At 64.8% G+C, this 13,555-nt stretch carries 14 protein-coding genes; all 14 read left to right on the plus strand.

The genetic code is table 11. From position 1 onward, the window contains the following. Positions 1-92: 92 nt before the first annotated feature. Positions 93-761 carry an L-threonylcarbamoyladenylate synthase gene (locus tag LGY53_RS42085; RefSeq protein WP_225732274.1) on the plus strand — a complete coding sequence of 223 codons (669 nt, stop codon included), beginning with the start codon at positions 93-95 and terminating at the stop codon, positions 759-761. A gap of 622 nt (positions 762-1,383) precedes the next feature. Continuing rightward, the gene (locus LGY53_RS42090; RefSeq protein ID WP_225732275.1) at positions 1,384-2,538 is read left to right on the plus strand and encodes a glycosyltransferase family 4 protein; all 1,155 of its coding nucleotides are present in this window, start codon (positions 1,384-1,386) and stop codon (positions 2,536-2,538) included. Positions 2,539-2,546: 8 nt separating this feature from the next. After that, complete coding sequence (locus LGY53_RS42095) at positions 2,547-3,011, plus strand: hypothetical protein (RefSeq protein ID WP_374111322.1); 465 nt, start codon at positions 2,547-2,549, stop codon at positions 3,009-3,011. Between the two features lie 347 nt (positions 3,012-3,358). Beyond that, the gene (gene atpB, locus LGY53_RS42100; protein ID WP_374111321.1) at positions 3,359-4,207 is read left to right on the plus strand and encodes a F0F1 ATP synthase subunit A; all 849 of its coding nucleotides are present in this window, start codon (positions 3,359-3,361) and stop codon (positions 4,205-4,207) included. A gap of 76 nt (positions 4,208-4,283) precedes the next feature. Beyond that, a complete protein-coding gene (locus LGY53_RS42105) occupies positions 4,284-4,532 on the plus strand; it encodes an ATP synthase F0 subunit C (RefSeq protein ID WP_167472521.1) in 249 nt (82 codons plus the stop codon). 5 nt (positions 4,533-4,537) lie between these two features. After that, the gene (locus tag LGY53_RS42110) at positions 4,538-5,098 is read left to right on the plus strand and encodes a F0F1 ATP synthase subunit B (RefSeq protein WP_167472522.1); all 561 of its coding nucleotides are present in this window, start codon (positions 4,538-4,540) and stop codon (positions 5,096-5,098) included. Positions 5,099-5,117: 19 nt separating this feature from the next. Continuing rightward, positions 5,118-5,927 carry a F0F1 ATP synthase subunit delta gene (locus LGY53_RS42115; protein WP_225732277.1) on the plus strand — a complete coding sequence of 270 codons (810 nt, stop codon included), beginning with the start codon at positions 5,118-5,120 and terminating at the stop codon, positions 5,925-5,927. A gap of 51 nt (positions 5,928-5,978) precedes the next feature. Next, complete coding sequence (atpA, locus tag LGY53_RS42120; protein ID WP_225732278.1) at positions 5,979-7,619, plus strand: F0F1 ATP synthase subunit alpha; 1,641 nt, start codon at positions 5,979-5,981, stop codon at positions 7,617-7,619. 49 nt (positions 7,620-7,668) lie between these two features. Beyond that, positions 7,669-8,640: a F0F1 ATP synthase subunit gamma gene (locus LGY53_RS42125; protein ID WP_225732279.1), complete on the plus strand. Its 972-nt coding sequence runs from the start codon at positions 7,669-7,671 to the stop codon at positions 8,638-8,640. A 21-nt stretch (positions 8,641-8,661) separates the two neighbouring features. Further along, positions 8,662-10,110: a F0F1 ATP synthase subunit beta gene (gene atpD, locus LGY53_RS42130; protein ID WP_225732280.1), complete on the plus strand. Its 1,449-nt coding sequence runs from the start codon at positions 8,662-8,664 to the stop codon at positions 10,108-10,110. Between the two features lie 6 nt (positions 10,111-10,116). Continuing rightward, positions 10,117-10,494: a F0F1 ATP synthase subunit epsilon gene (locus tag LGY53_RS42135; RefSeq protein ID WP_167472527.1), complete on the plus strand. Its 378-nt coding sequence runs from the start codon at positions 10,117-10,119 to the stop codon at positions 10,492-10,494. A 215-nt stretch (positions 10,495-10,709) separates the two neighbouring features. Continuing rightward, on the plus strand, positions 10,710-11,126 hold the full coding sequence (locus tag LGY53_RS42140; RefSeq protein ID WP_174867572.1) for a DUF2550 domain-containing protein: 417 nt from the start codon (positions 10,710-10,712) through the stop codon (positions 11,124-11,126). 86 nt (positions 11,127-11,212) lie between these two features. Further along, complete coding sequence (locus tag LGY53_RS42145) at positions 11,213-11,806, plus strand: cob(I)yrinic acid a,c-diamide adenosyltransferase (RefSeq protein WP_225732281.1); 594 nt, start codon at positions 11,213-11,215, stop codon at positions 11,804-11,806. Positions 11,807-11,942: 136 nt separating this feature from the next. Further along, the gene (gene murA, locus LGY53_RS42150) at positions 11,943-13,202 is read left to right on the plus strand and encodes a UDP-N-acetylglucosamine 1-carboxyvinyltransferase (protein WP_167472529.1); all 1,260 of its coding nucleotides are present in this window, start codon (positions 11,943-11,945) and stop codon (positions 13,200-13,202) included. The last annotated feature ends 353 nt before the right edge of the window (positions 13,203-13,555 follow it).

The following is a 13,555-nucleotide window of genomic DNA, read 5'->3' on the forward strand; positions in this document are numbered from 1 at the left end:
TCCGCCGACGCCCGGAAACCATCGGGTTGACGGATGGACAACCACCCTGGGGGATGGTGGGCGGATCGGGAGCCCGTGACAGGATGGTGGCCGTGAGTACCGTCTACGACTGCGCGGATCTCGATTCGCGCGCCGCCGGATTGACCGCGGCCACCAGTGCGCTGAAATCCGGGCGGCTGGTCGTGCTGCCCACCGACACGCTGTACGGACTGGCGGCCGACGCCTTCGACTCGTCCGCGGTGAGTTCGTTGCTCGCGGCCAAGCGCCGCGGCCGGGATATGCCGGTGCCGGTGCTGGTCGGTTCCTGGAACACCATCGACGGGCTGGTGTTCTCGGTGCGCCCGCAGGCCCGCGAGCTGATCCGCGCGTTCTGGCCGGGCGGACTGAGTCTCGTTGTGCAGCAGGCGCCCTCGCTGGCCTGGGACCTCGGCGACACCCGAGGCACGGTGATGCTGCGGATGCCGCTGCACCCGGTCGCACTGGAACTGCTGCGCGAGGTGGGCCCGCTCGCGGTCTCGAGCGCCAACGTCTCCGGACAGCCGCCCGCGAAGACCGCAGCCGAGGCCCGCGATCAGCTCGGCGACCTCGTCGACATCTACCTCGACGGCGGCCCCGCCGCCCACGCCGTAGCCTCCACCATCGTCGACCTGACCTCCGACGAACCCCGCATCCTCCGCGAAGGCGCGGTATCCGTCGCACAGGTCGCCGAGGTACTCGGCATGTCCCCGGAAGCCCTGACCACCAGCCCCGCCGACCGCTGACACTGCCACGGTCTGACAGATCACTGCCACAGTCGGTTGGGCGGTATGGAGCGACTGGCTTCTGCCTCCTAGGCTCAATGGTGCATTTCTACTGCAGCATTGGGGGATTTCATGAGGTCATTCGTTTTACGCGCCGTTACGCTTGTGCTCCTGTCGGTTTCGGCTGCCGGTGGCATGGTCGGCACCGCTGCCGCGTGGCCGAGACTGCCGAAGGAAGCGACCGATCGCTGCTTGTACTTGCGGGTGGAGCAGGGGGAGCACGGCGGATGGTACGCATCTGCCGCGAGGCCACTGCAATGCGTTGACTCCAGCATCCCAGGCCACGTTGACTTCACCGGCCCCGGACTCGAACGTGTTGCGAATGCATGGTCGAAGGGTGCGGTTGGAAGTGCTTGGGGACACGGCAGCGGGAAGGTGTGTGCAGAGATGTATCAGCATGCGAACGGTGCACCGCGTAGCGAGTGGATATTTCGCGGTGGGGTTTGCATAGATATCTGAGTTGGGTCAGGCGGCCGCGTGGTCGGCGGGGGGTGGGGTGCAATGATGGTGGCGTGATGGTGGTCTGGGACGTCGACAATTCATCCGGGGGACCCGTCATTTCGCTCGGAGGTGAGGGGCGCGCGTGACCGGCTTTGCGTCCATCGTTCCGCTTCGCGAGCTGGGACTTGTGGTGTTGATCGCGGCGACCGTGACCCTCCTGGTAACCGGCGGCGTGCGGCTCGTCGCGATCGCCTTCGGTGCGGTCGCCATTCCGCGGGAGCGGGACGTTCATGTGAAGCCGATACCGCGGATGGGTGGCGTCGGCATGTACATCGGCGTTGTCGTCGCGGTACTTGTCGCGCATCAGTTGCCTGCGCTCCGTAGGGGATTCGCGTTTTCACCCGATATCCCCGCGGTGTTGGCGGCGGCGACGCTCATCGTCTCGGTCGGCATCATCGACGATCGCTGGGGGCTCGATGCGCTGACGAAATTCGCCGGACAGGTGACCGCGGCCGGTCTGATGGCCGTGATGGGGCTGAGCTGGTACAGCTTCTACAACCCGTTCAACAACACGACGGTCGTGCTGGATTCGCTGCAGGGCGGCCTGGTGACGGTCGTGGTGACGGTGACCCTGGTGAACGCGATGAACTTCGTCGACGGCCTCGACGGACTGGCCGCCGGGCTCGGTTTGATATGTGCCAGCGCGGTATTCGTCTTCGCCACCGCCCTGCTTTACGAACAGGGTGGATCGGTGGATACCTATCCGCCCGCACTTCTCGCCGCCGCATTGGCCGGTGCCTGTCTGGGATTTCTGCCGCACAATTTCCAACCGGCTCGCATATTCATGGGCGATTCCGGCTCGATGTTGATCGGATTGATGTTGGCCGCGGTCTCGACGGGCGCCTCCGGCCGAATCCCGTTGAGTGGGTTCGGCACCCGCGACATTGTCGGTCTGCTCTCACCGCTGCTGTTGGTCGGTGCGGTGATGTTTATTCCGGTGCTCGATCTGGTGCTTGCGATCATTCGGCGGGTGCGGGCGGGGGTCAGCTTCTCCACTCCGGACAAAATGCATCTTCATCACAGACTGCTACAGATCGGACATTCACAGCGGCGCGTTGTGTTGCTCATCTATTTGTGGGTCGGCGTGCTCGCATTCGGTGCGGTGGGCACCTCGCTGATGAACTGGCAGCTGGTGGTCCTGTTCGTTGCGGGTGGATTGGTGTTCGCGCTGGTAGTGACCGCTATACCGGGTCTGCGGCGTGGGGAGGCCGCACGGGAGGAACAGCCCTCCAGGTAAAGTCGGGCATCGTGAATTCACCGATCAAACCCGTTGCCGGTCCCGACGCACCGCTGCGCGCCGCGCTGCGCTATGGGCTGATCGGCTTGGCGGTGCTGGTCGTGCTCGCCACCGTGATCGCCGCCGCGGCGGCCGGTTTGCCCGGTTTGTGGGGTGCGCTGCTCGGTGCGGCGATCGGCGGCGGATTCATTCTGACCACCGTCGCGGTGGTGTTGTTCGGCGCGAAATTGCCGCCGAGCACCGCCGGTTTGGTGATGCTGGTGAGCTGGGTCGGCAAGATCCTGGTGGTGCTGGTGGTGGTCGCGATCCTGAACCACTTCGATTTCTACAACCGGGTCGCGCTGTTCCTCACGGTGATCGGCGCGCTGTTGATCGTGCTCGGCGCGGAGACGTTCGGCGTTGTGCGGCAGAAGGTTCCGTACGTGACGGTGCCGGATCCCGCCCCCGAATCGGGTGGGCGCGTTGCCGATTGAGGGGCTGTATCCGATTTGCGGCGCTCGCCGGCCCTGCGTGGTTACGCTGCGCTACCGCCTCCGGGCCTGAGGCTCACACCGCGTGTGCTGGGATTACCCCACCCACCTACACGTTGTCGTAGATAACTTGGTAAAGTGTTGGTAAGCAAGCGACCAAGTGAGGGGCGATCGCAAAGATCGCGCTGATGGCCGCTATGCTTACTGCCGTGCCGGCCGCCCTGGTTTCTGGGGCTCCGGTTCTGCATGTCGACGATGTCGCCGACACACGTACAGACGCCAGCGGCGGGTTCACCGCACAGCGAATGACGAATTTCGAGCCGACCTGAGTCGACCCAAATTGATCGTCAATGTCCGATCGAACCGCGGGAATGACCGTACCCGCGGCCCGAACACGGGAGAGAACGCTGAGCGTCACCACTATGGCGGGCGAGTTCCACGCGCCGTCGCTTACCGACTTCTTCCCTCCAGCTGTGCTGTTCGAGGGAACGCCGTTCGAACTCGATCGATTGATGCTGATCCGGATCGTGATGTCGGCCGTGCTGCTGATCGTGATGGTCTTGGCATTCCGAAATCCCCGCATCGTCCCGCGTGGGCTGCAGAACATCGCCGAATCCGGTTTGGTGTTCGTGAAGGAACAGATCTGCGACGAGGTGCTCGGTAAGGAGGCCGGTCGCAAGTTCTTCCCGTTGATCGCGACGATCTTCTTTACGGTTCTCTTTCTGAACTTCTCCAGCATCATTCCGTTCCTGAACATCTCGTCGAATGCTCGAATCGGCATGCCGCTGGTGCTGGCCGTGATCGCGTACCTGGCGTTCAACTACGTGGGTATCAAGAAGTACGGCTTCGTCAAGTACATGCGTAGCAGCGTCGTTGTTCCCGACGTTCCGCCCGCGTTTCACGTGTTGTTGATTCCGATCGAGTTCCTCTCGACCTTCATCCTGCGCCCCTTCACGCTGACGGTCCGACTCATGGCGAATATGCTGGCCGGACATATCATGCTGGTGCTGTTCTTCAGCGCCACCTGGTTCTTCCTGTTCGACGCGACATCCTGGATGAAGGTCTTCTCGCCGTTCTCGCTGCTGGCGGGATTCGGGTTCACGATGTTCGAGATGCTGGTCATATTCCTGCAGGCGTACGTGTTCGCCCTGCTGACCGCCGTGTACATCGGACTCGCACAACACGCAGATTCGCACTGACCTGACCGCACAACTACCGGATACCTGCTACACCGCGCCGCCCGGCGGGTGAGCAACAGAAAGGGAAAGAAGACTCATGAGCCTCGCGTACCTGGCCCAGGAAGCCGCCTCCAACAGCGACAAGATCAAGGGCTATGGCGCCATCGGCTACGGTCTGGCCGCCATCGGCCCGGGCATCGGCGTCGGCATCGTCGTCGGTAAGGCCATCGAGGGCTTCGCGCGTCAGCCGGAGCTGCAGGGCACCATCCGCACCAACATGTTCCTCGGTATCGCGTTCACCGAGGCCCTCGCCCTCATCGGTCTCGTCGCCGGCTTCATTTTCTGATTCCGATGTACGAGATCACCATGCTCGCGGCGGATAAGGGTGAGGATGTGAATCCCCTTCTCCCCGAAACGTATGACATCGTCTGGTCGATCGTCTGCGTCGCGATCATCGCGGCTGTTTTCTACAAGTACGTGATTCCGCGTCTGATGAAGACGCTCGACGAACGTGCCGACAAGATCGAGGGCGGCATCCAGCGGGCCGAGGCCGCGCAGGAAGAGGCCCAGCTCACACTGCAGCAGTACCAGCAGCAGTTGGCCGACGCCCGGCTCGAGGCCGCGAAGATCCGCGAGGACGCGCGACTGCAGGGCCAGCAGATCCTTGCGCAGATGCGCGCGGATGCCCAGGCCGAGAGCGACCGCATCGTCGCCGCCGGTCACGCCCAGCTGGAGGCCCAGCGGCAGCAGATCCTGACCGAACTGCGTTCCGAAGTCGGCCGAACGGCCGTAGATTTGGCGGAAAAGATTATCGGCCAATCGGTTTCGGACGAAGCCAAGCAGGCGGCCTCGATCGAGAAGTTCCTGACGGAGCTCGATCAGACCAATGCCGGCATCGGGGTCGGAAGGTAGCGACGCGAAAGTGAGAAGCATGTACGCAGCGAGCCGTGAGGCACGCTCCCGGTCACGGGAGGCGCTTCGGGCCGCTCTGACCGGAAGCGACAGTGTTGCGGCCACGACAGGGTCGGAACTGTTTGCCGTTGTCTCCGTCCTGGACGACCAACGTTCGCTGCGTGTTGCGCTCGCGGACGTGTCGGTGCCGGGCTCGGCGCGTGCCGAGCTCAGCGAACGGGTCTTCGGCGGCAAGGTCAGCGCTGCCACCCTGGCGGTGCTGACCACCGCGGTGGCCCAGAACTGGTCGCGCACCTCGGATCTGGTCGACACCCTGGTGTTGCTCGGCCAGGAGGCACTGCTGGAGTCGGCCGCCGACAGCGGCCGGCTGGACGCGGTGGAGGACGAGCTGTTCCGGCTCGGCCGGATCCTCGATGACAACCCGCAGCTCGAGCAGGCGCTCTCGGATCGGGGCAAGCCCGCAGCGGCCAAGCGTGACCTGATCGCGCGGCTGCTCGCGGGCAAGACCGAGCCGATCACCCGGACCCTCGCGGAACAGGTGGTCAGCAGGTTGCGCAGCAGCATCGGCCTGGCCTTCGAGCAACTGTCCGATCTGGCGGCGGCCCGCCGCGATCAGATCGTCGCGCATGTGCGCGCCGCCGTTCCATTGACGCAGCAGCAGCGGGAGCGGCTTGCCACCTCGCTGCAGCGCATCTACGGCAAGCAGATCACGGTCCACGTGCAGACCGACCCGGAACTGTTGAGCGGGCTGGTCGTGCACATCGGCGACGACGTGATCGACGGCAGCGCCACCGGCCGACTGGAGCGGCTGCGCCGCGAACTGGCGTAACCGAGCGCCACCCCCGACATTCGAGACCCACACAGCGAGAGCAGGAAGAACATGGCGGAGCTGACGATCTCCTCCGACGAGATCCGTAGCGCGATCGAGAGCTACACCCAGAGCTACACCCCCGAGACCTCCATCGAAGAAGTCGGTGTCGTCACCGACACCAGCGACGGCATCGCGCACGTCTCCGGCCTGCCCTCGGCGATGGCCAACGAGCTGCTCGAATTCCCGGGCGGTGTGCTCGGCGTCGCGCTGAACCTCGAGGACCGCGAGATCGGCGCGGTCATCCTCGGCGAGTTCGCCGAGATCGAGGAAGGCCAGGAGGTCCGTCGTACGGGTGACGTGCTCTCGGTCCCGGTCGGCGACAAGTTCCTGGGCCGCGTGGTGAACCCGCTCGGCCAGCCCATCGACGGCCTCGGTGAGATCGAGGCCGAGGAGCAGCGCGTCCTGGAGCTGCAGGCCGCCACCGTGCTGCAGCGTCAGCCGGTCGAGGAGCCGATGGCCACCGGCATCACCGCCATCGACGCGCTCACCGCGATCGGCCGCGGCCAGCGTCAGCTGATCATCGGCGACCGCAAGACCGGTAAGACCGCGGTCTGCATCGACGCCATCCTGAACCAGAAGGCGGCCTGGGAGTCGGGCGACCCCAAGCGTCAGATGCGCTGCATCTACGTCGCCATCGGTCAGAAGGGTTCCACCATCGCGGGCGTCAAATCCGCGCTGGAGGCGCACGGCGCGATGGAGTACACCACCATCGTCGCGGCCCCCGCCTCGGATTCGGCCGGCTTCAAATGGCTTGCGCCGTACACCGGTTCGGCGATCGGCCAGCACTGGATGTACCAGGGCAAGCACGTGCTGATCGTATTCGACGACCTGACCAAGCAGGCCGAGGCCTACCGCGCCATATCGCTGCTGCTGCGCCGCCCGCCGGGCCGCGAGGCGTACCCGGGTGACGTCTTCTACCTGCACTCGCGGCTGCTCGAGCGCTGCGCCAAGCTGTCCGACGAGATGGGCGCGGGCTCGATGACGGGTCTGCCGATCATCGAGACCAAGGCCAACGACATCTCGGCGTTCATCCCGACCAACGTCATCTCGATCACCGACGGTCAGGTCTTCCTCGAGTCCGACCTGTTCAACAAGGGTGTCCGCCCGGCGATCAACGTCGGTACCTCGGTTTCCCGCGTCGGTGGCGCCGCGCAGACCAAGGCCATGAAGAAGGTCGCGGGCACCCTGCGTCTGGAAATGGCGCAGTACCGCGAGCTGGAGGCGTTCTCCGCCTTCGCCTCCGACCTGGACGCCGCCTCGCTGGCCCAGCTGGAGCGCGGCGCGCGCTGGACGGAGCTGCTCAAGCAGGACCAGTACTCGCCGGTCGCGGTCGAGGATCAGGTCGTCTCCATCTACCTGGTCGACGCCGGCTACTACGACTCGGTTCCGGTCGCCGACATCCGCCGCTTCAACTCGGAGCTGCTCGAGGATCTGCACCGCCAGGTGCCGCAGGCCTTCGAGTCGATCGCCGGTGGTGCCAAGCCGCTGGCCGACGAGGCCGCCGACCAGATCAAGGCCGCCACCGACCGGTTCAAGCAGGGCTTCCTCGCCTCCGACGGCAGCCGTGTCGTGAACGAGCCCGCCGCCGGTGAGCTCGCACACGAAGAGGTCGAGTCGCTGTCGGTCACCCGCAAGCACGTCGAGAAGTAAGAGCGGGGTCGACCGATGCGTTATTCGATGCTTGAAGGGAGGGTGAACCGTGCCAAGCTTGCGTGAATTGCGCTCCCGCATCCGTGGTGTGAACTCGATCAAGAAGATCACCAAGGCCCAAGAGCTCATCGCGACCTCGCGAATCTCCAAGGCGCAGGCCAGGGTTGCGGCCGCCAAGCCGTACGCCGTCGAGATCACCAAGGTGCTCGGCGAACTGGCCAGTGCCTCGCAGAGCCTGTCGCATCCGCTGCTCACCGAGCGCCCGAACCCGCGCCGGGCCGCCGTGCTGGTCATCACCAGCGACGGCGGTATGTGCGGCGGTTACAACTCCAACGTGCTCAAGCGGGCCGAGGAGTTGATGACCACGCTGCGGCACGAGGGCAAGGAACCGGTGGTGTACGTGATGGGCAATAAGGGCCTCACGTACTACACCTTCCGCAACCGCCCGCCCGCCTCGGCGTGGACCGGTTTCTCGCAGCAGCCGAAGTACACCGATGCCTCCGCCGCCTGCCACCACCTGGTGGACAGCTTCATGGCGGGTTCCGACGGCGAGGTGCCCGCGCCCAACGGCGATGGGACCATCGAGGGCGTCGACGAACTGCACATCGTCTACACGCGTTTCGTGTCGATGCTGACGCAGACCCCCGAGGTGCGCCGCCTGGCCCCGATCCAGGTGAGCTTCGTCGACGAGAACTTCGATCTCGGCGAGGACTTCGTGTCCGATTCGCCGACGGCGGAACTGCAGGCGCAGTACGAATTCGAGCCCGACGCCGATGTGCTGCTGGCGGCGCTGCTGCCCAAGTACATCAACACGCGTATCTACGCGTCGTTGCTCGACGCAGCGGCATCCGAGTCCGCGGCTCGGCGCACCGCAATGAAGGCCGCCACCGATAACGCCAACGAATTGGCCAGTGTGCTTACCCGGCAGGCGAATACGGTGCGTCAGGCCCAGATCACGCAGGAAATCAGCGAAATCGTCGGCGGCGTCAACGCGCTGGCTTCGAGCTCGGACCGCGACTAGGCGCAGGAAGAGAAACATTCAATGACCGCAGCTGTCACTCAAGACAACACGAGTCGGACCGGCGCATCCGCAGGGCGCGTCGCCCGAGTCATCGGCCCCGTCGTGGACGTCGAATTCCCTCGGGGCTCCATCCCCGAGCTGTTCAACGCTCTGCACGCCGAGATCACCCTGTCCTCGGTGGCCAAGACACTGACCCTCGAGGTCGCCCAGCACCTCGGCGACAACATCGTGCGCACCATCTCGATGCAGCCGACCGACGGCCTGGTGCGTGGCGCCACCGTCACCGACACCGGCAAGCCGATCTCGGTGCCGGTCGGTGACGTGGTCAAGGGCCACGTGTTCAACGCGCTGGGCGAGTGCCTGGACTCTCCGGGTCTGGGCCGCGACGGCGAGCAGTGGGGCATCCACCGCAAGCCGCCGAGCTTCGACCAGCTCGAGGGTAAGACCGAGCTGCTGGAGACCGGCATCAAGGTCATCGACCTGCTGACCCCGTACGTGAAGGGCGGCAAGATCGGTCTGTTCGGTGGTGCCGGTGTCGGCAAGACCGTGCTGATCCAGGAGATGATCACCCGTATTGCGCGTGAGTTCTCCGGCACCTCGGTATTCGCCGGTGTCGGCGAGCGCACCCGTGAGGGCACCGACCTGCACCTGGAAATGGAAGAGATGGGCGTGCTCCAGGACACCGCCCTCGTCTTCGGCCAGATGGACGAGCCGCCGGGCACCCGTATGCGCGTCGCCCTCTCGGCCCTCACCATGGCCGAGTACTTCCGCGACGTGCAGCACCAGGACGTGCTGCTGTTCATCGACAACATCTTCCGGTTCACCCAGGCCGGTTCCGAGGTGTCGACCCTGCTCGGCCGCATGCCGTCGGCCGTCGGTTACCAGCCGACGCTGGCCGACGAGATGGGTGAGCTGCAGGAGCGCATCACCTCGACCCGTGGTCGGTCCATCACCTCGCTGCAGGCCATCTACGTGCCCGCCGACGACTACACCGACCCGGCCCCGGCGACCACCTTTGCCCACCTCGACGCGACGACCGAGCTTTCCCGCCCGATCTCGCAGAAGGGCATCTACCCTGCCGTCGACCCGCTGACCTCGACCTCCCGCATCCTGGAGGCCTCGATCGTCGGCGACCGGCACTTCGCGGTGGCCAACGAGGTGAAGCGAATCCTGCAGAAGTACAAGGAACTTCAGGACATCATCGCCATCCTCGGTATGGACGAGCTCTCCGAGGAGGACAAGGTCCTCGTCGGCCGCGCCCGTCGCCTGGAGAAGTTCCTCGGCCAGAACTTCATCGTCGCCGAGAAGTTCACCGGCCAGAAGGGTTCGGTGGTTCCGCTGGAGCAGACCATCGACGACTTCGACCGGGTCTGCAAGGGCGAGTTCGACCACCTGCCGGAGCAGGCGTTCAACTCCTGCGGTGGTCTCGACGACGTCGAGGCGGCCGCGAAGAAGATCGCCGGAAAGTAGTCACCGATGGCGGAAATGTCAGTTGATCTGGTCGCGATCGAGCGGTTGCTCTGGTCGGGTCAGGCGACGTTCGTCAGCGCGCAGACCACCGAGGGTCAGATCGGCATCATGCCCGGCCACGAGCCGCTGCTCGGTCAGCTGGTCGAGGGCGGCATCGTGAATATCGTTCCGGCCGAGGGCGATCGGATCGTCGCCGCGGTGCACGGCGGATTCTTCTCGGTGACCGCGACCTCGGTCCGCATTCTGGCCGAGTCGGCGGAATTCGCCGATGAGGTGGATGTCGAGGCGGCCCGCCAGGTGCTGGCCGACGCCAGCGCCTCCGAGGAGGAGCAGCTGGCGGCGCAGGCCAGGGTGCGCGCGGTCGAGCAGACGGCGAACGCCTGAGGGCGTCCCGGGTAACGCCCGGGCATGCCAAGCGACACAAGCGAATAACGGTTCGGACTGCCGGCGGTGCGCACCGCCGGCAGTCCCGTATCCGCGCCGCGTTAGTGGAAAGACATGGCCGTACCGTTTGTAAACTCGTGACGTGGTTGAATGACTGAACATGGCGTCGAGCGCACGGCGGCGGAGCGAAGGGACGAACGGCATTGCAAACCGGGATGGTTCTGCTGATCATTCTGGTGTTGCTGCTCGTTTTCCTGGCCCTGGCATCGACCTACCGCCTGATCATGCTGCGCCGCGGCGGGACGGCCGCCATTCTGCGGGTATTACCGGCCAAGGGTGGTCAGGGCTGGCGGCACGGTCTGATTCGTTATGACGAGGACCGTTTGGTCTTCTACAAATTGTCGAGTCTGAAGCTGGGACCGGATTCCTCGATTCGCCGTCAAGGCATCGAGATCGGTGATCGGCGCGGTCCGCGCGGCGACGAGTACGACATCATGACCGATGAGATCGCGGTCATCGCGGTATCCGACAGCGACGGCAGTTTCGAGCTGGCCCTGGATCGCGGGTCGCTTGCCGCATTTCTTTCCTGGGTGGAGTCCCGTCCGTCCGACCGCACTCGTCGCCTGCGCTGAGTGCCGGTGAAAATCACCGCCGACTTCGTTCCGGCCATGCGCGGGCTGGGGTCGGCTTCCTCGACCGCGCCCATTAGGGTTGCGGTGTGAGTGTGCATCTGACGCGCATCTATACCCGTACCGGCGACGACGGTACGACCGGTCTCAACGATTTCTCCAGGGTGTCGAAGAACGATCCGCGCCTGGTCGCATACGCCGACTGCGATGAAACCAATGCGGCGATAGGTGTCGCTGTCACGCTCGGGCAGCCGGATGAGCGGATTCTCGCGGTGCTGCGGCAGGTGCAGAACGATCTGTTCGATGTGGGCGCCGATCTGTCGACACCTGTTGTCGCGGAACCGAAGTATCCGCCGCTGCGGATCACCCAGCCGTATATCGATCGGCTGGAGGCGTGGTGCGATGAGTTCAATGCCGAACTGCCCGCGTTGAATTCGTTCATTCTGCCGGGCGGTACCCCGCTTGCCGCGCTGTTGCACACCGCGCGGACGGTGGCGCGGCGGGCGGAACGTTCGGCGTGGGCCGCCATCGAGGCGCATCCCGACGACACCGGCGTGCTGCCGGCGAAATATCTGAACCGACTGTCCGACTTGCTTTTCATCCTCGGCCGGGTAGCCAATCCGGACGGCGATGTGCTCTGGAAACCCGGCGGTGATCAGGCAAATCCCGAATCCGGCGACTGACTCGGGCAGGCCTGGGTAGGTCATGGATGCGATGACTGTCACGTGACCTAGGGGCAACTGGCCCGGCACGCGTACTCGCGAGACGCGTCCCAACTATCCTTGCACGCAACGGTGCGCCAATACGCGGAGAGGCGGCATGGAACGGTTTTTGGTTACTGGCGGGAATCGGCTCGTCGGTGAGGTCACGGTCGGGGGAGCTAAGAACAGCGTCCTCAAGCTGATGGCCGCGGCCCTCCTCGCCGAGGGCACAACCACCATCACGAACTGCCCGGACATCCTCGATGTGCCGCTGATGGCCGACGTCCTGCGGGGCCTCGGCTGCGATGTCACGATCGATAGCGGCGTGGTCACCATCACGACTCCCGCGGAACCGAAGTATCACGCCGATTTCCCCGCCGTCACACAGTTCCGTGCGTCGGTGTGTGTGCTCGGTCCGCTGATGGCGCGGTGTAAGCGCGCCGTCGTCGCGCTGCCCGGCGGTGATGCGATCGGTTCGCGTCCGCTCGATATGCATCAGGCCGGTCTGCGGCTACTCGGCGCGACCAGCGAGATCGAGCACGGCTGCGTGGTCGCCCGCGCCGACGAGCTGCAGGGCGCGCGGATCCGGCTCGACTTCCCTTCGGTCGGCGCGACCGAGAACATCCTGATGGCGGCGGTGCTCGCCGAGGGGGAGACGGTGCTGGACAACGCCGCCCGCGAACCCGACATCGTCGACCTGTGCAACATGCTGGTGAGCATGGGCGCCAAAGTCAGCGGCGCGGGCACCTCGGTGCTGACCATTCAGGGCGTCGAACGGTTGCATCCGACGACGCATCGGGTGATCGGTGATCGGATCGTTGCGGCGACGTGGGGGATCGCCGCGGCGATGACCCAGGGCGATGTGCGCGTCACCGGGGTCAACCCGAAGCATCTGTCGCTGGTGTTGGACAAGTTGCGGTCCGCTGGTGCGCGAATCTCGTTCGAGCAGGACGGTTTTCGGGTGGTGCAGGCGGATCGGCCGCGTGCGGTGAACTTCTCGACCCTGCCGTTTCCCGGTTTCCCGACGGACCTGCAGCCGATGGCCATCGGTCTGGCGGCGATCTCCGACGGCACGTCGATGATCACCGAGAACATCTTCGAGGCCCGGTTCCGGTTCGTGGAGGAGATGATTCGGCTCGGCGCCGATGCGCGCACCGATGGGCATCACGCGGTGGTGCGCGGTATTCCCCGGTTGTCGAGCGCGCCGGTCTGGTCGTCGGATATTCGGGCGGGCGCCGGTTTGGTACTCGCCGGTCTGGTCGCCGATGGAACAACCGAGGTGCACGACGTGTTCCACATCGATAGGGGTTACCCGAAATTCGTGGAGCAACTACAGGCGTTGGGCGGTCAGGTCGAACGGGTCGGGGCGCCGGATTGATCTTGAAATTCGGGCGGTTTGGGCATCGGTTCACCGACGGTGAGCCGAAAACCGTTCTTGACCAGGCGATTTGACATCGCGTCTGGAGCAACGTAACTTTTATCGAGTCAGAGCGACACGGACACCGACCCGGAGCCGAACGGCCTGGGAAACGAGGTAGGACGAGGAGCGCCTGACGATCACACTGGTTCAGATCGAGACCCCAGTTTGCAACTGGGATTGCGGCTGAGCTAAGCTGGAAAAGTTGCCTCACCGATCAATCGAGTTAAACCTTGAGCGATGGTGTGTGCGTGTGTTCTTTGAGAACTCAATAGTGTGTCGATGAATGTCAGTGCCAAATATTTTGGTTCTGT

This window comes from Nocardia sp. JCM 34519.1 (assembly GCF_020361265.1).
Classification (GTDB): domain Bacteria; phylum Actinomycetota; class Actinomycetes; order Mycobacteriales; family Mycobacteriaceae; genus Nocardia; species Nocardia arthritidis_A.